This window comes from Granulicella pectinivorans, assembly GCF_900114625.1.
GTDB classification, from domain to species: domain Bacteria; phylum Acidobacteriota; class Terriglobia; order Terriglobales; family Acidobacteriaceae; genus Edaphobacter; species Edaphobacter pectinivorans.
In genome coordinates, this window is the sequence record NZ_FOZL01000002.1 from 266,608 (window position 1) to 286,959 (window position 20,352).

Annotated in this window: 23 protein-coding genes; 12 read left to right on the forward strand and 11 right to left on the reverse strand. The window is 62.8% G+C overall.

Annotated elements, in window-relative coordinates; genetic code table 11:
* The first annotated feature begins 26 nt into the window (after positions 1-26).
* Together BM400_RS18935 and BM400_RS18940 are read left to right on the forward strand one after the other, a co-directional pair.
* Positions 27-1,007 carry a threonine ammonia-lyase gene (locus BM400_RS18935; RefSeq protein ID WP_089842687.1) on the forward strand — a complete coding sequence of 327 codons (981 nt, stop codon included), beginning with the start codon at positions 27-29 and terminating at the stop codon, positions 1,005-1,007.
* Between the two features lie 48 nt (positions 1,008-1,055).
* Positions 1,056-1,589 (forward strand): thioredoxin domain-containing protein, encoded by a 534-nt coding sequence (locus BM400_RS18940; protein WP_089842690.1) that lies wholly within the window; start codon positions 1,056-1,058, stop codon positions 1,587-1,589.
* A 77-nt stretch (positions 1,590-1,666) separates the two neighbouring features.
* On the opposite strand, the gene BM400_RS18945 is transcribed toward BM400_RS18940, so the two are convergent.
* Together BM400_RS18945 and BM400_RS18950 are read right to left on the reverse strand one after the other, a co-directional pair.
* A complete protein-coding gene (locus tag BM400_RS18945; RefSeq protein ID WP_089842692.1) occupies positions 1,667-2,185 on the reverse strand; it encodes a hypothetical protein in 519 nt (172 codons plus the stop codon).
* A 37-nt stretch (positions 2,186-2,222) separates the two neighbouring features.
* Entirely contained in the window at positions 2,223-3,275 is a 1,053-nt protein-coding gene (locus tag BM400_RS18950; protein ID WP_089843920.1) for a M23 family metallopeptidase, read from the reverse strand.
* A 274-nt stretch (positions 3,276-3,549) separates the two neighbouring features.
* Between BM400_RS18950 and thiL the strand changes: the two genes are divergently transcribed.
* From thiL to BM400_RS18965, 3 genes are all read left to right on the forward strand, one after another.
* Positions 3,550-4,461, forward strand: a complete 912-nt coding sequence (gene thiL, locus BM400_RS18955) for a thiamine-phosphate kinase (RefSeq protein ID WP_089842695.1) — start codon at positions 3,550-3,552, stop codon at positions 4,459-4,461.
* 168 nt (positions 4,462-4,629) lie between these two features.
* Complete coding sequence (locus BM400_RS18960) at positions 4,630-5,742, forward strand: cystathionine gamma-lyase (RefSeq protein ID WP_089842699.1); 1,113 nt, start codon at positions 4,630-4,632, stop codon at positions 5,740-5,742.
* Between the two features lie 68 nt (positions 5,743-5,810).
* Entirely contained in the window at positions 5,811-6,389 is a 579-nt protein-coding gene (locus tag BM400_RS18965; RefSeq protein ID WP_089842702.1) for a hypothetical protein, read from the forward strand.
* 1 nt (position 6,390) lies between these two features.
* Here BM400_RS18965 and rsmD read toward each other — a convergent pair whose 3' ends face one another.
* Positions 6,391-6,963, reverse strand: coding sequence for a 16S rRNA (guanine(966)-N(2))-methyltransferase RsmD (gene rsmD / locus BM400_RS18970; protein WP_089842704.1), 573 nt, complete (start codon positions 6,961-6,963; stop codon positions 6,391-6,393).
* A gap of 89 nt (positions 6,964-7,052) precedes the next feature.
* On the opposite strand from rsmD, the gene BM400_RS18975 reads away from it, so the two are divergent.
* Together BM400_RS18975 and rsmI are read left to right on the forward strand one after the other, a co-directional pair.
* Complete coding sequence (locus BM400_RS18975) at positions 7,053-8,093, forward strand: CBS domain-containing protein (protein ID WP_245782033.1); 1,041 nt, start codon at positions 7,053-7,055, stop codon at positions 8,091-8,093.
* 41 nt (positions 8,094-8,134) lie between these two features.
* Entirely contained in the window at positions 8,135-8,998 is an 864-nt protein-coding gene (gene rsmI / locus BM400_RS18980; RefSeq protein ID WP_089842710.1) for a 16S rRNA (cytidine(1402)-2'-O)-methyltransferase, read from the forward strand.
* Here the strand turns inward: rsmI and BM400_RS21785 are convergent.
* From BM400_RS21785 to BM400_RS18985, 3 genes are all read right to left on the reverse strand, one after another.
* Positions 8,879-9,274 carry a hypothetical protein gene (locus BM400_RS21785; RefSeq protein ID WP_141224014.1) on the reverse strand — a complete coding sequence of 132 codons (396 nt, stop codon included), beginning with the start codon at positions 9,272-9,274 and terminating at the stop codon, positions 8,879-8,881. The genes rsmI and BM400_RS21785 overlap by 120 nt on opposite strands.
* Before the next feature lie 111 nt (positions 9,275-9,385).
* Entirely contained in the window at positions 9,386-9,550 is a 165-nt protein-coding gene (locus BM400_RS22180; protein ID WP_175529146.1) for a hypothetical protein, read from the reverse strand.
* Between the two features lie 8 nt (positions 9,551-9,558).
* Positions 9,559-9,963, reverse strand: coding sequence for a hypothetical protein (locus BM400_RS18985; RefSeq protein WP_089842714.1), 405 nt, complete (start codon positions 9,961-9,963; stop codon positions 9,559-9,561).
* 78 nt (positions 9,964-10,041) lie between these two features.
* Between BM400_RS18985 and BM400_RS18990 the strand changes: the two genes are divergently transcribed.
* The 4 genes from BM400_RS18990 to moeB all read left to right on the forward strand — a co-directional run bounded on the left by BM400_RS18990 (position 10,042) and on the right by moeB (position 13,309).
* Positions 10,042-10,977: a PLP-dependent cysteine synthase family protein gene (locus tag BM400_RS18990; protein ID WP_089842716.1), complete on the forward strand. Its 936-nt coding sequence runs from the start codon at positions 10,042-10,044 to the stop codon at positions 10,975-10,977.
* 6 nt (positions 10,978-10,983) lie between these two features.
* A complete protein-coding gene (locus BM400_RS18995) occupies positions 10,984-11,460 on the forward strand; it encodes a M67 family metallopeptidase (RefSeq protein ID WP_089842719.1) in 477 nt (158 codons plus the stop codon).
* The gene (locus tag BM400_RS19000; protein WP_089842722.1) at positions 11,457-11,747 is read left to right on the forward strand and encodes a MoaD/ThiS family protein; all 291 of its coding nucleotides are present in this window, start codon (positions 11,457-11,459) and stop codon (positions 11,745-11,747) included. Before BM400_RS18995 ends, BM400_RS19000 begins: the two co-directional genes overlap by 4 nt.
* A 344-nt stretch (positions 11,748-12,091) precedes the next feature.
* On the forward strand, positions 12,092-13,309 hold the full coding sequence (gene moeB / locus BM400_RS19005) for a molybdopterin-synthase adenylyltransferase MoeB (protein ID WP_089842725.1): 1,218 nt from the start codon (positions 12,092-12,094) through the stop codon (positions 13,307-13,309).
* Between the two features lie 414 nt (positions 13,310-13,723).
* Here the strand turns inward: moeB and BM400_RS19010 are convergent, their stop codons facing one another.
* The 4 genes from BM400_RS19010 to BM400_RS19025 form a co-directional block, all read right to left on the reverse strand.
* Positions 13,724-14,716: a GNAT family N-acetyltransferase gene (locus BM400_RS19010; protein ID WP_089842728.1), complete on the reverse strand. Its 993-nt coding sequence runs from the start codon at positions 14,714-14,716 to the stop codon at positions 13,724-13,726.
* A 36-nt stretch (positions 14,717-14,752) separates the two neighbouring features.
* Positions 14,753-16,621: an ArnT family glycosyltransferase gene (locus tag BM400_RS19015; RefSeq protein ID WP_245782034.1), complete on the reverse strand. Its 1,869-nt coding sequence runs from the start codon at positions 16,619-16,621 to the stop codon at positions 14,753-14,755.
* Positions 16,622-16,691: 70 nt separating this feature from the next.
* Positions 16,692-17,093 carry a 30S ribosome-binding factor RbfA gene (gene rbfA, locus BM400_RS19020; protein WP_089842730.1) on the reverse strand — a complete coding sequence of 134 codons (402 nt, stop codon included), beginning with the start codon at positions 17,091-17,093 and terminating at the stop codon, positions 16,692-16,694.
* A 21-nt stretch (positions 17,094-17,114) separates the two neighbouring features.
* Positions 17,115-17,411 (reverse strand): DUF503 domain-containing protein, encoded by a 297-nt coding sequence (locus BM400_RS19025; RefSeq protein WP_089842733.1) that lies wholly within the window; start codon positions 17,409-17,411, stop codon positions 17,115-17,117.
* 54 nt (positions 17,412-17,465) lie between these two features.
* Between BM400_RS19025 and BM400_RS19030 the strand changes: the two genes are divergently transcribed.
* Positions 17,466-18,665 carry an MFS transporter gene (locus BM400_RS19030; RefSeq protein ID WP_175529147.1) on the forward strand — a complete coding sequence of 400 codons (1,200 nt, stop codon included), beginning with the start codon at positions 17,466-17,468 and terminating at the stop codon, positions 18,663-18,665.
* A gap of 50 nt (positions 18,666-18,715) precedes the next feature.
* Here the strand turns inward: BM400_RS19030 and guaB are convergent, their stop codons facing one another.
* On the reverse strand, positions 18,716-20,242 hold the full coding sequence (gene guaB, locus BM400_RS19035) for an IMP dehydrogenase (protein ID WP_089842739.1): 1,527 nt from the start codon (positions 20,240-20,242) through the stop codon (positions 18,716-18,718).
* Positions 20,243-20,352 lie beyond the last annotated feature (110 nt).

The window sequence follows — 20,352 nt, forward strand, 5'->3', positions numbered from 1 at the left end:
CTCACGACGCGGTCTAAAATATCCTCATGCCCCTCATCGCTCTGGACGACATCCGCGCCGCGCACACACGCATCGCCGGCACCGCTCTCCGCACGCCTCTGATCGCCCTTCCCGGCCACCCCGGCATCTTCATCAAGGACGAGTCTGCGCAGCCCATCGGCTCCTTCAAGCTCCGCGGTGCCTTCAACGCCATCGCGCTCCTCGCCGAACGGGATCCCGCCGCCCTCAAGCGCGGCGTCATCACCTACTCCTCCGGGAACCACGCGCAGGGCGTAGCCTACGCCGCCCGTGCGCTCGGCACCAAAGCCGTCATCACCATGCCCGACAACGCCCCCACGGTGAAGGTCGAGGCCACTCGAGCCCTCGGAGCCGAAGTCGTCTTCACCGGCCCCGCCAGCTCCGCCCGCAAGCTCAAGGCCGAAGAGCTCGCCGCGGAGCACGGCTACACCATCATCCCGCCCTACGACGATCCCGCCATCATCGCCGGACAGGCCACCTGCGCCGTCGAGATCCTCGAACAGGCCGGCACCGAGGACCTCCTCATCCTCTCCCCCGTCTCCGGCGGGGGCCTCCTCTCCGGCACCGCAACCGGGACCAAGCTCCTCTCGCCCTCCACCCAGGTCTGGGGCGTAGAGCCCGCCCTGGCCGCCGATGCCACCGAGTCCTTCCGCACCCGCACCCTCGTCGAGTGGCCCGCCGCCTCCACCACCCGCACCATCGCAGACGGCCTCCGCACCCAGTCCCTCGGCCACCTCAACTTCGAGCACATCCTCGCCTTCGTCGACGGCATCGTCAACGTCACCGAGGAAGAGATCTTCGACGCCATGCGCGTCTACCTCTCCACCACCAACCTCATCCCCGAGCCCTCCGGTGCCGTCACCCTGGCCGCCGCCCTCTACCACGCCCAAGAGCTCCCGAAAGCCGCCAAAACCGTAGTCATCCTCAGCGGCGGCAACCTCGACCCCGCCCTCCGCACCCAACTCGAATCCGAACTAGCTGCACACTAAAGACAAAGGGGAGTGTATCCACCCGGAGTACACTCCCCACAGGCCTCCATGCTCTCAACCACCACGCAGGATCTCTCCGTCACCCTGGCGGGAGTCCGCACAGAATCCGGCGTCACCCTGCTCTCCCTCACCGGGCAGTCCCCTGTCCTGCTCATCTTCCTCCGCCACTTCGGCTGCTCCTTCTGCCGACAGGCCATCAGCGACGTCGCCAACCTCCGCGACGAACTCTCCCGCCGCAACGTGCGTCCCGTCTTCGTCCACCTCGGCACCCCGGAGCGCGCCAGGCCCTTCTTCGACTACTACCACCTGCCGAACGTGGAGCGCATCAGCGACCCCGCAGCCATCCTCTACCGCACCCCACCCTTCGGCCTCCGCCGCCAGCACTGGTCAACCCACTTCTTCATCCCCAAGGTCATCCAGTCCTGGCTCACCGGCAGCATAAAAAAGTACGGCATCGGCAGCCTCCAGGACGACGCCAACCAGATGCCCGGCATCTTCTTCCTGAAAGACGGCAAAGTGGCCCGCACCTTCCTCTACAAAACCATCGCCGACCAGCCCCCCTACCTCAAGCTGATCGCCTGAACAGAAAAAGGCGGATAAGCCCAGGCTGCCGCCCGCACTCATCCGCCCCTTACCTGTCACCCAAGTGACGCCTCGCGTTACGTCGTAGCAACCGTATTCGCACTGATCAGCAGCAGGCTCACCTTACCCTCGGTCACCCTCTTATGCGGTGTCATCCGAGGCACGCTCAGGTAGTCGCCCCTCTTCAGCGTCACCTTCGTATACCCCTCACAATCCGGAGCCAGATACTCACCCGGCTTCGTCTCCCGAGCACCCTTCAGCGTGCCGCCCACGTGATACACCGTCTCTCCATCCAGCACCTGGAACACGTGATCCCGCGTCGCATGCGCCTCGAACTCCTTACCGCTCTTCTTCGTCTCCGCATTGATCGCCATCGTCACCGAAAGCCCCGGCGAAGCAATCAGATTTTTCGTCCCATCGTTGGCCTGCACACCCGCAAGTTCCCCAGCCATATCGCTCGCGGAAAACTTCTTGAACGGAACCGTGGCTCCAGCCAGCTCTTCAGCCATCAGCGGCAAACCACTCAACGGAAGCATCACGCCGGCAGCCAGCGGAGCCGTCCGGATAAAGTTACGGCGAGTCGAAACATTTCTCATGCACTGAAGTGAACCACACCCCCGACAGCCCCCGCAACTATCCGCCGTTCTTCCCGTCGCCCACACCCAGATCCGCCAGCGTCGTCCGCAGATACTTATGCGGATTCACCGGCGTATTCCGGACCCGAACCTCGTAATGCACATGGTTCCCGGTCGTCCGGCCGCTATGCCCGACATACCCGATCACCTGCCCCTGCACCACTGTCTGACCGCCCACCACCGCAAAGCCCGACATATGCCCGTAGCACGTCTCGATACCGTTCCCGTGGTCGATAATGACCTCGCGGCCATACCCGTTCACCATGCCAGCCGACTTCACCACACCCGCCGCCGTAGCCCGGATCGGCGTCCCAATCACCGCCGTAATATCCACGCCCTTATGGAACTCGCCCTCACCGTTCCCCGTCACCGGGTCCTCGCGCTGCCCAAAGCTGCTCGAGATCGGGCCAACCACCGGCCACAACGACGGAATCCCCAACCCCACATCATCGCCGCCCATCACCGCATCGAATCCGCGAATCCTGCTGCCGAACCCAGGTCCCGTCGAAATCGCACCCGCGATCGCCCGCGCCGTCGATCCGCTCATCGCCTCCGAGCGCAAAGCATAAAACGTGTCGATCGACTTGAAGTAGCTGTCATCGTTCAGAACGGCAGAAGGATCCACCACCTTCGCCGTAGCCACCTCAGCCACCTTGCTGTTCGTATCCTTGCCCGGTCGTCCCAGGTGCAGCTTCCCCATCGGAATCGCAAGCTTGTTCGTCGTCAGTCCATACAGCGCCGAGACCTCGGTCGCCAGCGACCCCAGCGACGCCGCCTGCACATCCTTCTCATGCGCCTGCTTCTCGAGATGCGCATAATCCTTGCGCAGCGAATCCTGGTCATGACGCAACTCGTTGAACCGCGCCGTCTTGATCAGCATCCGGGTATACGAACCCGCCATCCCCGTGATCGTAAACATACCGATCACCGCAGCCGCCACAAACACATAGGCATACCGCAGCGGAATCGGAACCTTTTTCAGGCTTCCTTCCTCATCGCGGCTGACGAAGACGATATAAAACCGTTTCTTCGAGGCTTTCGTGTTGTGTATCAAAAGGAACCTTTGCCCTGGTCTGATCCTGCCGGCGGCTCTCCGGCACGATATCGAAGGCTTCCAATCCACCCGGGCAAATCAAATCTGCCAATCGCCATTCGTGTCTGCGATCTTCGGATGAAGGAATCTCGTGGGCGTACCCCTCTAAAAGTATCAAACTTGCCCCCCTCCAGCAACATCGCGGCACAAATCCGGGTGCCCCATATCTCGCTTCTGAGATGTGGGTTCCCAGCACCGCGATGAGTTCCCACGCGCGTATCCTAAAACTCAAATGCCTCCGAAAAAAGGTGAGCTGGCCCTCATCGCCCAGATCCGCCAACAGTTCGCCACCAGCCCCACCGCCCTCATTGCCAAGGGCATCGGCGACGACTGCGCCATCCTCCGCCCGCCCACCGGCACCGAAATCCTCGTCACCACCGACTTCACCCTTGAAGACCGCCACTTCCGCCGTGATCTCCATCCCGCCCGCGTCGTCGGCCACCGCTGCCTCGCCCGCGGCTTGAGCGACCTCGCCGCCATGGGAGCCACACCACTCGCCGCCTTCCTCTCCCTCGCCCTCCCCAAAGACCTCCCCTCCGCCTGGACCAGGCAGTTCCTTCAGGGCCTCCAATCCCTCGCCCAGGCCAGCAAAGTAACCCTGGCCGGGGGCGACACCGCACAGTCCCCCACCCACCACATCCTCGCCGACATCGTCCTCCTCGGCACCGCCCCCACCGGCACATCCCTGCGCCGCTCCGGAGCCAAACCCGGCGACCGCATCTACGTCACCGGCCAACTCGGAGCCGCCGCCGCCCAACTCCGCACCCTCCTCGCCGGGGGCAAGGTCCGCACCCACCACCTCCCCCAGCCGCGCCTCGCCATCGGTCGGAAGCTCCGCACCAAAGCCACCGCCTGCATCGATCTCTCGGATGGCCTCTCCACCGATCTCACTCACCTCTGCGAAGCCTCAAAGGTCCGCGCCGAGCTCGACCTCGCCAGTCTCCCCATCCACCCCACCGCCACGCAGAACGACGCCCTCCACGGTGGCGAGGACTACGAGCTCCTCTTCACCTCGTCCGCCCGCATCCCCAAATCCATCGCCACCCCCATAGGCCGCATCCTCAAACCCCAAAAAAATCACCCCAGCATCACCGCAGACGGCATCCCTCTCCCGCCACAAGGCTGGGAGCACTTCAAGCAATAGCCCGAAACCAAGAGCTCACGATTTGCTTGCCCCAATCCCCCTCCACTCGGCCCACCTGCCGCAGCGAGCCCGAGTCGTCGAGAGAAGCCCCAGGCCGTTGCCCTTGTCTCTTTTTCCCGCTTTTTCCGCCCTTCCCCCCACAGTCTTTTCTCCGTTCTAAACTGAGCTATGCGCGATTCCACGCGAATCATCCGTTCCACCCTCACCCCCGCCATCCCTGGAGCTCCGCTCCACGCTGGCCCCGTCTTCGCCTCCGCCTTCCACGTCCCCGGATCGCCCGACGGAGTTCCCTACACCTACGCCCGCTCCCACAATCCCACCTACACCGTCCTCGAAAAGACCATCGCGCAGATCGAGTCCGGCCCCGGCTACCGCGCGCAGGCCCTCGTCTTCGCCTCCGGCATGGCCGCCGTAGCCGCGGTCTTCGGAGCGATCCTGAAACCCGGAGACATCTGCGTCATCCCCTCGAACTCCTACTTCACCGCCCGCGTCCTCATGCAGGAACACTTCGCCAAGATCGGCGTCGAGATTCGCTCCGCTCCCACCGTCAACGACGCGCAGGGCAAGCTCCTCGAAGGCGCAAAACTCCTCTGGCTCGAAACCCCGTCCAACCCCGGCATGGAGATCTGCGACATCGCGGCCCTCTCCGAAAAAGCCCACGCCGCCGGCTGCCTGGTCGCGGTCGACAACACCACCGCCACCCCCCTCGGACAGAGCCCCCTCGCCCTCGGCGCCGACTTCTCCGTCGTCTCCGACACCAAATCCATGACCGGCCATGGCGATCTCCTCCTCGGCCACGTCGCCACCCGCGACCTCGAACACCGCGCCCTCATCGACCAGTGGCGCACCCTCACCGGAGCCGTCCCCGGCCCCATGGAGGCCTGGCTCGCCGAGCGATCGCTCTCCACCCTCCCCCTGCGCCTCGAACGCACCTGCGAAAACGCCCAGGCCATCGCCGAGTTCCTCTCCACACGTCCCGAGGTCGAAGCCGTCTTCTACCCCGGCCTCCCCTCGCACCCCGCCCACGAGCTCGCCAAACGCCAGATGAAGCTCTTCGGCCCTGTCGTCAGCTTTGTCCTCCCCACCAAAGCCGCAGCCGAGACCTTCCTGTCGAAAGCAAAGCTCATCACCGACGCCACCAGCTTCGGAGCCGTCTACACCACCGCCGAGCGCCGCAACCGCTGGGGAGGCGACGCCATCCCCGACGGCTTCATCCGCCTCAGCGCTGGCTGCGAGCACATCGAAGACCTCCTCGAAGACATCGCCCAGGCCCTCACCTAGCGCCACAAAACCGGGTGCCCCACATCCCGCTTCTGGGATGTGGGTTTTGAATCGCCACGAGACCCCACATGCCCCCACTCCTCCATCTCGACCAATACCCCCACACCTGGACCGTCCAACTCCTCTCCGGTCCCCCCCTCATCGCCCCCTCGCGTCAATACACCTACCCCATGTCCATCGCCGGTGAAGAAGATGCGCTCGCCCGCGGAGCCCTCTACCTCCTCGTCCGCCCCGCCCCCGGCGAACCCGCCTTCCTGGCCACCTGCGCCCTCGGCTACCGCGACCCGTCCATGCCGACCGGCGTCTACGCCACCCCCAACCCATCCCAGCTCTGCGCGGTCGCCGGAGGCTACGCCTACCTCATCGATCCCACCAACCCCACCCAATCCACCCACATCGATCAGCGCCCCGTCACCGCCGTCCTCCCCACCCAAGACCTGCTCCTCTTCGCCGGCTTCCACACCATTCAGGCCTGGGGCAACGCAGGCCTCGCCTGGACCACCCAACGCCTCACCTGGGACGGCATCACACTCGGCGAAGCCACCAACGGAGTCCTCCACGGCACCGGCTGGAACATGCGCACCGACAAGGAAGTCCCCTTCGAGATCGACCTCAAAACCGGCACCCACACCGGCGGCGGCTTCTAACCTACTCCTCTGCCCTCAGTTCATAAAAGCTCAAAGAAACATCCCCCTGTTTCCTCACACGCGCCAACTCCAGCCCCCCAAAAACCTCCGGCATCTTCGCCCGGCTCTTGTGCTCCGCCACCACCACCGCCCCCGGAGCCAGCATCGCCCGTCCCTTCAGGCTCCCCAGATACCCCAGCGTCCCAAGGTACTCTGCCTCAGCCTCATACGGCGGGTCCAGAAACACCACATCGATCTGCCCGGTGAACTTCTGCAGCCGCGGCCAGAGCGCCCCGACCCCGCGATCCTCGATCGCATACCCCGCATTGATCTTCAGCGCCGCCAGATTCGCCCGAATCGAGGCCACCGCCGGCGCAGCATTCTCCGCAAACCAGACATGCGCCGCACCCCGGCTGATCGCCTCGATCCCCACAGCGCCCGTCCCCGCATACAGATCCAGAAAACGGCAGCCATCCAGCCGTGGCTGCAAAATATTGAACAACGTCTCGCGCAAACGATCCGACGTCGGTCGCGTCGAGTCTCCCTTCGGAGCCCCCAGAAGCCGTGACCGGTACATTCCACCAATAACCCGCATGCTCCGATCCTAAGCCTCCAGCGCATACAATCAAAGTCATGCGTGGTTGGAGTTTTCCGTTCGGTCGAATCCTCGGTGTACAAGTCAGAATGCACGCGTTCTTCCTCATCCTGCTCGGTCTCTCGATCAGCTACGGAGCCTCTCGCGCCAACAGCGGAGGACGCGGCCTCCTCCTCTGGATCAGCCTCTGCCTCGCCGTCTTCCTCCGCGAAGCCGCCCGCGCCATCGCCGCCGCCTACTTCGGCCTTGAACTCCGCGGACTTCTCCTCCTCCCCACCGGAGGCGTTCCCACCTACACCGTCCCCGAGGCCGACCAACCCGCCGCCACCCGCCAGATCATGGCCCTCGTTGGCCCCGTCGCCAACATCGCCTTCGGCCTCGTCGTCGGAGCCCTCATCCTCACCATCGCGCCTGAGCTCAACCTCTACGCCCGCCCCTGGGTCGTCCCCGAGCATCTCCTCAAGGCCCTCGTCTGGATCAACCTCCTCCTTGGCCTCGTCAACCTCCTGCCCGCCGCGCCCCTCGACGGTGGCCGCCGCCTCCGCAACGGTCTCGATCAGGCCGCCCGCACCGCCACACGCTCCAAACAGCTCGCCTCCATGGGACAGATCGTCGCCGTCGGCCTCATCCTCGCCGGCATCCTCACCGGCTCCACCGTCCTCATGGTCTTCGGCTTCTTCTGCCTCATCGGAGCCCACATGGAGGACCAGGGCCTCATCCTCCAGACCGAGGTCGACACCGTCACCATGCGTGACGTCATGCTCACCGACTACACCACCCTCTCCGCCTCCGACACCCTCGAAGACGCCCTCGAACGCGCCGTCCACTCCCTCCAGGACGTCTTCCCCGTCGTCCGCGGAGGCTTCATCGTCGGCGCCGTCTCCCGCCAGTCCATCGCCGAAGCCCTCGCCGCCGGCGGCAACAGCTACGTCCAGGGCGTCATGGCCCGCACCTTCGAGGTAGCCCGCCCCGAAGACTCCCTCGTCCAGACCCTCCGCCGCATCTCCGGCGCCGGCTCCACGCAGTTCATCCCCATCCTCGATGGAGAACGCGTCCTCGGCATCATCACCCCCCACCATCTGGCGCAGTCCATCCCCCTCCGCGGCCACCTCACCCGCCGCGAAAAATAATCGCGCCGCCGCGTCCTGCCCTCCCTCATGCGAATCGAACGATGACCACCACCGACGCCCCTCTCGAACCCGGCCTCTATCTCGTCGCCACCCCCATCGGCAACCTCGAGGACATCACCCTCCGTGCCCTGCGTATCCTCCGCACCTGCGACCGCATCGCCTGCGAGGACACCCGCCAGACCCAGAAGCTTCTCAATCACTACGCCATCCAGAAGCCCACCGTCAGCTACCACCTCCACAACGAGAGCACCCGCACCGAAGAACTCATCGCCGAGCTGAAAACCGGCGGTCGCATCGCAGTCGTCTCAGACGCCGGCACCCCCGGCATAGCCGACCCCGGAGGCTACCTGGCCCAGGCAGCCATCGCCGCCGGCATCCAGGTCTTCCCCATCCCTGGAGCCAACGCCGCCATCAACGCCCTCATCGCCAGCGGCCTCTCCACCGAAACCTTCACCTTCCACGGCTTCCTCCCCGCCAAGGAAGGCGCCCGCAAAACGGCCCTCGAAGCCCTCCCCCGCAACGCCACCCACATCCTCTACGAAGCCCCTCACCGCATCCTCGGCGCCCTCGACGACATCGCCGACGTCTTCGGCGCATCCCAGCCAGTCGTCGTAGCCCGCGAGCTCACCAAGCTCCACGAAGAGTTCCTCCGAGGCACCGCCAAGGAAGTCCAAACCACCCTCGCCGCCCGAGCCCAGGTAAGAGGCGAAATCGTCCTCCTCTTCACCCTCCAGCCCACCCAGGCCGAGGCTCCGAAACTCTCCATCGCCGCCGAAGTAGCCGCGTTAGTCAAGCAGGAAAGCATCCCCGAAAAAGACGCCCTCAAACGGGTAGCCAAATCCCGAGGCATCGGCAAAAGCGAAGCCTACCGCGAGCTCCAGCGCGAGCAAAACCGCCTCCGCTAACCCGCGAAGCCTTTGTGATGTAGTCGCAGATGCCGTTGCCCCTTTCGTTGTCATCCCCGAAGGATCTGCTTCTGCGTTTGCGTTGCGGTTGCGGTTGCCGTTGCCGTTGCCGTTGCGGTTGCCGTTGCCGTTGCGGTTGCGGTTGCCGTTGCCGTTGCCGTTGCGGTTGCCGTTGCCGTTGCGGTTGCCGTTGCGGTTGCGGTTGCCGTTGCCGTTGCCGAGTTCCCGCCCACCACAAACGTGCGTCATCTCGACCGGAGCGATGGACAGCATCATCGTCCATCGCGCAGTGGAGAGACCCCCGCATTTCGCTCTTGCTTTTGCGCTTGCTTCTACGTACCCCAAGGCTTCAGCCTTGGGTCTCGCAGGACTGCCAAAAGTCGGGCTTCAGCCCCTGTATTCGGCAATCCCTTCCGTCACCCGCGGAAAGCCCTCGCCAAGCCACTGAAACGCAAATCGCCGAGGAAGCGACCTACCCGTCGCTTCCTCGGCGAGCAGAATAACCTCCTCAAGCGTCTTCTCCACCAACGCAAGAAAGTCAGCCCGCTGCATAAGATTTCCTACTCCCGCCCAGCCACCCGATCATAAACATACCGGTCGCTCGTCGTCCCCAGCGACTCATTGAACAAGCTCGTCCCCCCCGAAGCCTGTTTCAGCTCCTCGGAAAACGTATGAATCGCCTTCAGCGCATCCGCCGTAGCCGGAATCTCCAGCGTCGAGGTCTTCAAAAACTTCTGGTATCCCTTATCCACCAGCCGAGCAATCTGCCCATTCAGCAGCCACCCAGGCTTCGCGATCAGCTCCACCGAGCCGTCCTTGGCCTGCGCAATCTCCGCCGCGCACCCGTACTTGCGCACCTGGAATGCACCCCGTGAACCCTGCGAGGCCGGTGCTACATCAAAATGCTGCGTGCCCAGAGCAGAGAGCACATCCTGAAAGCTGCGTACCAGTATCTTCTTTGCCATAAGTTAGACTCGAAGTTAACCATCGCACATCCGCCGCACACCTTCAAACGGATGTTCGCTACATTACGGAAGCCAGGCATGATCACCGCTGTGAACACATTCGGCACAACCATCCTCGAACGAGTCGGCAATACCCCGCTCATCCGTCTCGAGCGCATCGCCGCTCACCTCGAAGGCATCCAGATCCTCGGCAAAGCCGAGTGGGCCAACCCCGGCGGATCCGTCAAGGATCGCGCCGCCTCGGCCATCGTCAAGGACGCCCAGTCTCGCGGATTCCTCCTCAACGGCGGTGGCCTCCTCGACGCCACCAGCGGCAACACCGGCATCGCCTACGCCATGCTCGGAGCCGCCCTCGGCTTCCCCGTCACCCTCTGTATGCCCTCCAACGTCTCCCCCGAGCGCAAACGCATCCTCTCCGCCTACGGAGCAGAGATCGTCTGGACCAACCCCGCCGACGGATCCGACGGAGCCATCCGCATGGCCCGCAAGATGTCCGCCGAGGCACCCGACCGCTACTTCTATGCCGACCAGTACTCCAACCCGGCCAACTGGCAGGCCCACTATCGCACCACCGCCAACGAAATCTGGGAGCAGACCGACGGCCAGGTCACCCACTTCGTCGCCGGCCTCGGCACCTCCGGCACCTTCGTAGGCACCACCCGCCGCCTCAAGGAACTCAACCCGAAGATCCAGTGCATCTCCATGCAGCCGGACTCCCCCTTCAACGGCCTTGAGGGCCTCAAGCACATGGCCACCGCCATCGTGCCCAAGATCTACGACCCCACGCTCGCCGACGAGAACATCGACATGGACACCGAGGTTGCCTACAAGGTCGCCAAGGACCTAGGCCGCCATCAGGGCCTGCTCGTCGGAGTCTCCGCCGCCGCCGCCGTCGCCACCTGCCTCCGGATCGCCGAGCGCGAGCACAAGGCCGGACGCGAAGCCGTCATCGTCACCATCCTCTGCGACTCCGCGGACAAATACCTCAGCGAACGCTTCTGGACCGAAGGCTAAACAGACATGATCCACATCCCATACAAACACTACGAAGCCCTGCGCGCACACGGCGAAGAGACCTATCCCCACGAGTGCTGTGGCATCCTCCTCGGCAGACGGGAGGCCGACGGCAACCACGTCCACGAGATCGTCCGCGCCGGCAACACCCGCACCGACTCCGCGCACAACCGCTACCACATCGCGCCCATCGAACTCGTAAAAGCCCAGCGCCAGGCCCGCAACTCCGGCTGGGACATCGTAGGCTTCTACCACTCGCACCCCGATCACCCCGCGATGTGGTCGAGCACCGACTTCGCCGAGGCCCACTGGATGGGCTGCAGCTACATCATCACCGCCGTAGAAAAAGGCGCATCCAAAATCACGAATTCGTTCTTCCTCGCAGGAACCGGCGAGGAAGACAAGGCATTTCAGGACGAAGGCATTACCATAGAGGTAGTGCAAACGGCTGAAACCGAGCAATTGCAGGGAGAGACAGCATGAAGATCCACATTCCAACGCCTCTGCGCGCGTATACCGAAGGAAAGGAGACCATTGGCGTTACCGCCGAGAACGTGTCCGGTGCCCTCGACGCACTCACGACCCAGTTCCCTGCACTCCGCCAGCATCTCTTTACCCCAGAAGGTAAAACGCGCTCATTCGTGAACATCTATCTGAACGACGACGATGTTCGCTACCTTCCCGAGAAGGAAGCCGCTCCTGTTCAGGAGTCCGATGAACTGACGATCATCCCCTCGATCGCCGGTGGTTGTTGTAGCTGTTGTCTGTAACAAATCTCCGCACTAATCCCAAAACAAAATTCTTATAACCAAAAGCATCTGCCGTTGCAGCTGCGGTTGCCGTCGTCTTTGCGATTGCCCCTTTGGTTTGTCATCCCCGAAGGTTCTGCCGAAGGCGCCGCGGATCTGCTTCTGCCGTTGCCGTTGTGATGAGCGTGGGGCTTCAGCTCCACGAATAAAACGCAGAGAGAAGGGGCTTTAGACCCGGGCCTTTTCTCTTGCTTTTGCTCCTGAGATACGTCCGGGCTTTAGACCCCAGACTCTCGCATCAAGCCGCAAACGAATCCCCGCAGCACCCGCCTCATCGAATAGAAGAAGACCAAAGAAGGAACCCAATGCGCCCCATCCCGACCGAAGATCTCCCGAAGCTGACCAACGACGAGATCGCCCGTTACTCCCGTCATCTCATCCTCCCTGAGGTAGGCTACGAAGGCCAGCAGCGCCTCAAGGCTGCCAAGGTCCTGTGCGTAGGCACCGGTGGCCTCGGAGCCCCGCTCGCCCTCTACCTCACCGCCGCCGGCATCGGCACCATCGGCCTCGTCGACTTCGACACCGTCGACGACTCCAACCTCCAGCGCCAGATCATCCACTCCACAGCGACAGTCGGCAAGCTCAAGGTCGACTCCGCCGAGATCATGCTCAAGGGCCTCAACCCCCGCGTGAACGTCATCAAGCACAACACGATGCTCACCAGCGACAACGCCCTCGAGATCTTCAAGGACTACGACGTCATCGCCGACGGCACCGACAACTTCCAGACCCGCTACCTCGTCAACGACGCCTGCGTCCTGCTCGACAAGCCCAACGCCTACGGAAGCATCTTCCGCTTCGAAGGCCAGGCCTCGGTCTTCGCCACCAAGGAAGGCCCCTGCTACCGCTGCCTCTATCCCGAGCCGCCGCCGCCGGGACTCGTCCCCTCCTGCGCCGAAGGCGGAGTCCTCGGCATCCTCCCCGGCCTCGTCGGCGTCATGCAGGCCACCGAGGTCATCAAGCTCATCCTCGGCATCGGCGACACCCTCGTAGGCCGCCTGCTCTTGGTCGACGCGCTCGGCATGACCTTCCGCCAGCTCAAGCTCCGCAAGAATCCCGACTGCCCCGTCTGCGGCACGCATCCCACGGTCACCGCCCTGATCGACTACGATCAGTTCTGCGGCATCCCCAAGCCCACCTCCACCGGTCCGCTTGAGGTCGCACAAAACCAGGAGGTAGCAGCAGTGTCCGTAGTCGACGGCATCCCCCAGATCACGGTCGAGACCCTCAAGGCCAAGCTCGACGCCAGGGAAGACATCTTTGTCCTCGACGTCCGCGAGCCCCACGAGTACCCGATCGCCAACCTCGGCGCCCCGCTCATCCCGGTGGGCGACATCGAAAAGCGCATCGCGGAACTGGCCCCGCAGAAGAACGCCGAGGTCATCGTCCACTGCCGTTCGGGAGCAAGAAGCCAGAAGGCAGCCATCGCTCTCAAGAACGCCGGCTTCACCAACGTCTCCAACCTCACCGGAGGCATCCTGGCCTGGGCCGACAAGATCGACCCCACGATGCCCAAGTACTGAGAAACCGAATCAGCACAGAAAAGACGAAGCGGGCCCATAAAGCCCGCTTCGTCTTTTGCCGTTGCCCTTTTGGTTGTCATCCCCGAAGGGGATCTGCTTCTGCCCTTGCCCTTGGGATGAGAGTGGGGCTTCAGCCCCGGGCCGTTGCGGTTGCCTGTTTCACCCCACACACTGCAGAATCAAATGCCGCCCCGCACCCGAGCAACTCCCGACCCTAAATTCACCACATCGTGTCCACATTATCCATGCAAAAAACCACGTTGCATCGCACCGAAAACTACAGGTAAAACCCAAAGAAACAGGCATAAAACCCGAAGAAAATCCTAAGATTCACCACAAACCCCTAAAATCCACCACAAATGCCAAAATAGACCACGTTTGGTCCAACCACCAAAACCCAACCCACCAGACCAATTACCCCAAAACCGTGTTCCGAGCATCGAAGACATACGCATCGAACGTATGCGAAATCTCGAATCCCGAGTCCAGATAAAGCTCCACAGCCGCCCCGTTCGCCTCCGTTACGGTCAGCGTAATCGCCTCGCAGCCAGCCCGCGCCAGCTCATTCATGGAGTGCCGCAGCAGATGCGCCCCCAGCCTCCTTCCCCGGTACCGCGGAGCGATGCAAAGCTGCGTAATATGCGCCGTATGGAGCTGCACCCGCGAACAAAGCACGACACCCACCAGCGCCCGCGAGGAGCGGTCCGTAATCACCCAGGACGACTTTGCCTCAAACACCCCGCACCCCGGAAATCGCACGATATTGTGCAGAAACCGGAGCGATCCAGCCAGCGAGCAGTACTGGTCGTTGATGCGCGCGTCGATGTGCCCCTCGTACGAGGCATGAATCAGCTCCGCCGCAGGCTGATAGTCCGCCGGCATCCAGCGCCTCAACTCAAGCTCCGTCGGCAGAGGCGCGATCGCCGGAATCCCCGCCCGCGCGCGGAGCCCGACCTCCATAAACAGTCGCCGGTGCGTGTCGAACTGTGCCTGCTGAAACGGCTCCACGATCACGGCGCTGTCATACAGCAGCAACTGCGCTTCAATCCGGTCGATCTCCGGCGAGTGCCTGAGCACCTGCAGAAGCTGCCGAAGCAGCTCCTGCGTCGTCTCGATTGCGGACATCGCATTGTTATCGACGGCGAACGCATCGCCCACCACGGCCTTGTATCCCTCGTACACACAGAAGGTAAACCCGCAGATCTTGCCGCGATCGAGCGCCACAAACCCAGGCAGAATGCGCGAGTCCAAATACTGTAAAAGCAGCTCCGTCGCATCGCTGTAGTTCCAGCGCAGCCTCTGCTGCCACACACGGGCCTCGTTCTCGAGCAGAGGCCGAAGCTGACGCGCGGTAAAGTGGCGCACGTCGAGAATCTCGAGTTCGGTTCTGACTGCTGCTGTCGCCATGCGTGCCCGGTACCCTGCTTGGATATTACTGCACGGCTATCGGACGGAGGCGACCGTATCCACGGGAACCGCTGGCGTTGAAGCCACACCAACACCGGTTGCATAGACCTTATAAACTTCCAGCCCCTGCGACTCATAGAGGAATAACGGCTTATAGATCCGCCCGTTCAGGTAGCGGATCAGATCTTCCGTGTCGGTCGTGCGAATCACCAGAAGGTGCTCGCCCACCGGCACCCCTTCGGTCTCGTAGTGAATCATGGCGCGGTTCCGGTAGAACGCGAGCCCATAGTCCATGTCGCGCTTCACATTCTGCGTCGCCACCAACTCGATCCCCGGAGCCTGTCTCGCGATCTCCACCGCCAAAGGCCGCGCCGAGTAGTTCAGGTCCAGCTCTTTGCCATGAAATCCAAGCAGAAAAACCAGCGAAGCCACCACCGGGATCAGCGTCGCATACGTAATCCGCGTAATGCTGAAGCGCTGCGTGATGAAATACACCGTCAACCCGATCGCCACCGCCGCAAACGCAGCCCACGACAGCCATGCGATCGAGGGAACCAGCGTCTCGTACTTCATATGCTGCGGCGAAAGCACCAGCACAAACACCATCACGGCGCACAGCGCGGCATGCGAGACCATCAGCGTCTTCGAAAGCCCCGTCCGGCGAATACGGTTCAGGTAGTCGCCCGTAAGAATCGTGATCGGGGGAATCGCGGGCAGGATGTACCCCGGCAGCTTCGATCCCGAGAACGAGAAGAAGATCACCGGCAGAATCGCCCATAGAATCAGGAACTCCGGGAAGGCGTCGCCTGCGCGCGAGTGTCCCAGGTACCGCTTCGGATCGTTCCGTACCCGCCACTCCGCGATACAGACCTTCGACGCCGAAAGCAGCGCGCGAATACCGATCACCGTCCACGGCATCAGTCCGATCAGAATCACGATCAGGTAGAAGTACACCGGCTGATGATGCTGATACTTGTTGGTGGCAAACCGTTCGAGGTTATGCTCCAGGAAAAACTGCCGCACGAACGTCGGGTTATGCCGCTGCACCGCGATATACCAGGGCAGAACCATCACCAGGTAGAGCACCACGCCCGGAATCCAGATCGTCCTCCGCAGCGCCGACCACTCCCGCCGCAGCCCCAGGAAGAAGCAGATGATCACCAACGCCAGGAACGGCGCGACCGGCCCCTTGGCCAGCGTAGCCGCGGCCCCAAAAAAATAAAGATCGAACAACCAGAACTTCTTGCCCGTCTCATACCACGCATACCACCCCAGCATGCCGATACAGAACGGCGCCGCAAGCTGCATGTCCGTCGAAGCACCCCGCGAGAAGGCAATAATCGCCAGCGACGAAGCCGTAATCAAAGCCGCGTCGAGCTGCCCTCCCGGCCGGAACCGTTTCATGTGCAGATAGATCAAGATCACCAGCGCCAGCGCACCCGACGTGGAGGGCAGGCGGGCGGACCAATCCGAAACCCCAAACTCCCGGAAGAACCCCATCGCGCGCCAATAATAAAGCGCAGGCTTCTCCAGCCACGGCTGCCCATAAAGGATCGGCGTGACCGTCCCAGCCTGCAGGCAGCGGTACGCTGCCTGAATATCCGCGGCACGAAAGCTCGAAGGAATCAGGCTCGTATGCTCGGCTGCGCAGAACTGGTCGTGGACAGCCAGCATCTCGCGCGCAATCTGCGCATAGCGAGGCTCATCCGCACCCACTAGCCCAAGGCGGTCGCCTCCGGTCAACGGCGCAAGACCATAGCAAAGCAGCACGAACGTCACCGCCAGAAGGACGAAACCCTCCCAAAGCACCGACGGAGCCGGAAGAGAAACGGCACTGCGCAGGCGCACAAGGAGCGCGTTGGATGGGCTTGCCACCGGGTTTGTAGGGTGCAGGGGTTCAGTCACGATGGAGTATGGAGGCGAGACAAGGCTATCAGAGCGTTGTTCTGACAATAGCCCCTCAGGCCGTTTTTAACTATTTTTCTACGATCGGTTTCGGGGCCGCAGCCAGCTTCTTCTCGCGTTTGCGCATCCGGCCGAGCAGCTCGTCCATCCGTCCGGTCATCTTTTCCGACCGGTCGATGGCAAAGCTGAGTTCGGGAACGTGGCGAACGCCCATTCTGTCGCGCAGTTGGGAACGAACGTACTCCCGCGCCGCCGTCAGGCCGGCCAGCGTCTCTTCCTCTTCCTCGAACGTGCCTTGCACGGCGACGAAGATACGGGCGGATTTGCCTCCGGGTGCAAGCACAACCTCGGTGACGTGAGCGGGTGCGATACGTGGATCGGAGAGCTCGCCCTCGAGCATGGCACCAATCTCTTCCGAGAAGGTGTTGGCTACGCGATTACGGTGATACTGTCGGGCTCGTGGTTCGGGCATGGTGATCTCTATGATAAACCGTTATTCGTCCAGAATCTCCGCATAGGAGTCCTCGATCTGCGCTCCCAGACCATTGGCCAGCGCCGTCACGGCCTTGTCGAGGATCTCCATCTGACCCTTCAGGTACGTCGTGGAGTTCGAAATGGCGACGATTCCCAGGGTGGCGCGGTTCCACACCAGGGCCTCGTCCATCTCGGCAACGCCCGCGTTGAACTGGTTGCGCAGTTTTTCCTTGATGGATCGAACCACCTGGCGGCGGTCCTTCAGCGACTGCGCGTGAGGGATTTCGAGCTCGATCGTCAGTTTGGCAATGGGCATAAGTATGATGGCGCTGCGAGGATTCGGATGGATTTAGAGGTGGAGAATAGCAGGATGCCGCGGCGATGGACTCCGGTGGTTCTCCTCTCGCTCGCCTCCCTCATCAACTATATGGATCGCGGCAGCCTGAGTGTAGCGCTGCCCTTCGTCGCAAAGGAGATGCACCTCGACCCCCTCCAGGAGGGTTGGGCACTCTCCGCCTTTTCCGTCACCTACGTACTCTCGCAGATGCCGGTCGGCTGGCTGGTAGACCGGGTCTCGCTCAAGTGGCTGTACGCGGCCTGCTTCGCGCTCTGGTGCGGTGCCTCGGCGGCAACCGGCCTGGCAACCGGGCTGATGACGCTGATTCTATGCCGATTGCTGCTGGGCATGGGAGAGGCCATTTACCTGCCGGGTGGCATGAAGTTCATCGCAGAGCAGTTCCTCCCGGAGGAGCGCTCCATCCCGGCTGCGGTCTTCGACGTCGGCTGCAAGCTTGGTCTGGCGCTGGGTCTGGTCGTGGAGGTCTGGATCCTCCGCCGCTTCGGCTGGCGATGGCTCTTTCTTTCCACCGGATTTGGCGGATTGGTGTGGCTTCTGCCCTGGCTATTGCTGTACCCGAAGCCCCAGGTCAAGGACGCGCCGCCAACCCGGCTGGGAAGCTGGGAGGCCCTCCGCAAGACGCTTTCAAGCCGCAACGCCTGGGGAATGGCTGCAGGGTACGCGTGCTGGAACTACTTCTGGTACCTGGTGCTGAACTGGGGGCCGACGTACCTGTACAAGGCCCGCGGCGTTCCCCTTGAAGCACTGGGATGGGTCGCGAGCGCCTTCTACCTCATCGTGGCGATGACCGAGGTCGGCGGCGGATGGCTCGTCAAGCGGCTGGTCCATGGCGGCTGGACCCTGACGCGGGCCATCCGGTTCGTCATCGCGGCCGGCTTCGCCATCGGCATGATCGCCCTGCCCGCCTCCATGGTGACCGGGCGAACAGCAGCAGTCGGCCTCTTTTACGTCTCGGCGCTCTCTGGGATCGTCATGGCGGGGCTCCTGATGGTGCCTCTCCAGGTTTCACCCAGGAACCAGGTGGGAAGCTGGGTGGGCTTTCAGAACTTCATCGGAAATATCCCAGGGATCGCCGGCCCCGTGATCACGGGCTGGATCGTGAAACGTACCGGGTCGTTCGTCCCAGCGTTCGCACTCGCCGCAGTCATCTGCCTCGCGGGAATCTGGTGCTATCTGGGGTGGGTCCGGTTGGATCGAAACGCTGAGGCTTAACACAAAAGCCCCACGTCTCGGCAACGAGACGTGGGGCTTTGCGGGTGCTCTTATTCCGCGTGATAGTTCGGTGCTTCCCGCGTAATCACCACATCGTGGACGTGCGACTCACGCAGGCCGGCATTCGAGATCCGGATGAACCGTGCATTCTGCTGCAGCTCCGGAATCGTCCCGCAACCCAGGTAGCCCATGCCGGAACGCAGACCGCCAACCAACTGGTAGACCATCGCCTCCAGCGGTCCACGGTGCGGCACGCGACCTTCGATGCCCTCGGGCACGAACTTCGCCAGACGGTTCTGGCTCGAGCCCTCACGGGCGGTGATGTTCGGACGCTCTCCGGCGGTGATCTCGTTCATGTCGTCCTTGCCCTGGAAGTAGCGCTCGCCCGAACCCTGCGCCATCGCCGAGAGCGAACCCATGCCGCGATATGCCTTGAAGGAACGGCCCTGGTAAAGAATCGTCTCTCCCGGGCTTTCGTCCACACCGGCGAAGAGCGAGCCCATCATCACCACCGAAGCACCCGCCGCGATGGCCTTCGTCACGTCGCCCGAATACTTGATGCCGCCATCCGCGATAATCGGGATTCCGCGCTCCTGGGAGGCTCGGAAGGCCTCCGAAATCGCCGTGATCTGAGGCATACCGGCGCCGGTAACCATGCGCGTGGTGCAGATCGAACCGGGCCCGATGCCGACCTTAACGGCATCCGCACCCGCTTCCATCAGCGCGATCGCACCCTCATAGGTCGCAATGTTTCCAGCCAGCAGATCGACATCCGGGAACGCATTCTTGCACTCGCGCACCGCTTCCAGCACGCGGCTGGAGTGTCCGTGCGCCGAATCGATCGCCAGGCAGTCCACACGCATCGCGATCAGGGCAGCGGCGCGCTCGAGGAAGTCGCCGGTCGCTCCGATGGCTCCGCCAACCCGCAGGCGTCCCTGCTCGTCCTTGCTGGCGTTCGGGTACTTCAACTTCTTCTGGATGTCCTTGACCGTAATCAGGCCTTTCAGCTCGAACTGGTCGTTGACGACCAGCAGTTTTTCCACGCGGTGCTGGTGCAGAATGTGCTCCGCCTCTTCGAGCGTCGTGCCGACGGGAACCGTGATCAGGTTCTTCTTCGTCATCACGTCGTCGATCAGCATCGTCGTATCCGACACAAAGCGCAGATCGCGGTTCGTCAGAATGCCGACCAGCTTCCGGTTCCGCGTCACCGGCACGCCGGAGATCTTGTAGCGGCGCATCACATCCAGCGCGTCGGCGATGGGGCGGTCCGGCGAGATGGTCACCGGGTCGACAATCATCCCGGATTCAGACCGCTTCACCTTGTCGATCTCGCCCGCCTGCTGCTCGATCGTCAGGTTGCGATGCACAATGCCGAGGCCGCCCTGCTGGGCCATGGCGATCGCAAGACGCGATTCGGTCACGGTGTCCATGGCGGCCGACATCAGCGGCGTGTGGAGTGTAATTTTCTTCGTGAGCTGGGTCTGAGTCGAGACCTGCGTGGGGATAACGTCGGAGTACGCCGGGACGAGAAGAACATCGTCGAAAGTAAGGGCTTCGGGGATCGTCGCAAGGATCATAAGGTGTGCTGATTTCTGCCGGGCCTGGGCTGTTTTTAACGTGGGTGGCCACTTTGGATTTGTTCGATTGTAGGGACGACGGCGCTTTCGGGCAACTTTGCGTATCGAAT

Coding starts and splice junctions, on each gene's coding strand:
- BM400_RS18995 (WP_089842719.1), top strand. CDS start 10,984: ATGATCCACATCCCATACAAACACTACGAAGCCCTGCGCGCACACGGC.
- moeB (WP_089842725.1), top strand. CDS start 12,092: ATGCGCCCCATCCCGACCGAAGATCTCCCGAAGCTGACCAACGACGAG.
- BM400_RS18990 (WP_089842716.1), top strand. CDS start 10,042: ATGATCACCGCTGTGAACACATTCGGCACAACCATCCTCGAACGAGTC.
- BM400_RS18960 (WP_089842699.1), top strand. CDS start 4,630: ATGCGCGATTCCACGCGAATCATCCGTTCCACCCTCACCCCCGCCATC.
- BM400_RS19030 (WP_175529147.1), top strand. CDS start 17,466: ATGCCGCGGCGATGGACTCCGGTGGTTCTCCTCTCGCTCGCCTCCCTC.
- rsmD (WP_089842704.1), bottom strand. CDS start 6,963: ATGCGGGTTATTGGTGGAATGTACCGGTCACGGCTTCTGGGGGCTCCG.
- BM400_RS19000 (WP_089842722.1), top strand. CDS start 11,457: ATGAAGATCCACATTCCAACGCCTCTGCGCGCGTATACCGAAGGAAAG.
- rsmI (WP_089842710.1), top strand. CDS start 8,135: ATGACCACCACCGACGCCCCTCTCGAACCCGGCCTCTATCTCGTCGCC.
- thiL (WP_089842695.1), top strand. CDS start 3,550: ATGCCTCCGAAAAAAGGTGAGCTGGCCCTCATCGCCCAGATCCGCCAA.
- BM400_RS19010 (WP_089842728.1), bottom strand. CDS start 14,716: ATGGCGACAGCAGCAGTCAGAACCGAACTCGAGATTCTCGACGTGCGC.
- guaB (WP_089842739.1), bottom strand. CDS start 20,242: ATGATCCTTGCGACGATCCCCGAAGCCCTTACTTTCGACGATGTTCTT.
- BM400_RS22180 (WP_175529146.1), bottom strand. CDS start 9,550: ATGCAGCGGGCTGACTTTCTTGCGTTGGTGGAGAAGACGCTTGAGGAG.
- BM400_RS18985 (WP_089842714.1), bottom strand. CDS start 9,963: ATGGCAAAGAAGATACTGGTACGCAGCTTTCAGGATGTGCTCTCTGCT.
- BM400_RS18965 (WP_089842702.1), top strand. CDS start 5,811: ATGCCCCCACTCCTCCATCTCGACCAATACCCCCACACCTGGACCGTC.
- BM400_RS18940 (WP_089842690.1), top strand. CDS start 1,056: ATGCTCTCAACCACCACGCAGGATCTCTCCGTCACCCTGGCGGGAGTC.
- rbfA (WP_089842730.1), bottom strand. CDS start 17,093: ATGCCCGAACCACGAGCCCGACAGTATCACCGTAATCGCGTAGCCAAC.
- BM400_RS18945 (WP_089842692.1), bottom strand. CDS start 2,185: ATGAGAAATGTTTCGACTCGCCGTAACTTTATCCGGACGGCTCCGCTG.
- BM400_RS18975 (WP_245782033.1), top strand. CDS start 7,053: ATGCACGCGTTCTTCCTCATCCTGCTCGGTCTCTCGATCAGCTACGGA.
- BM400_RS19025 (WP_089842733.1), bottom strand. CDS start 17,411: ATGCCCATTGCCAAACTGACGATCGAGCTCGAAATCCCTCACGCGCAG.
- BM400_RS21785 (WP_141224014.1), bottom strand. CDS start 9,274: ATGATGCTGTCCATCGCTCCGGTCGAGATGACGCACGTTTGTGGTGGG.
- BM400_RS18935 (WP_089842687.1), top strand. CDS start 27: ATGCCCCTCATCGCTCTGGACGACATCCGCGCCGCGCACACACGCATC.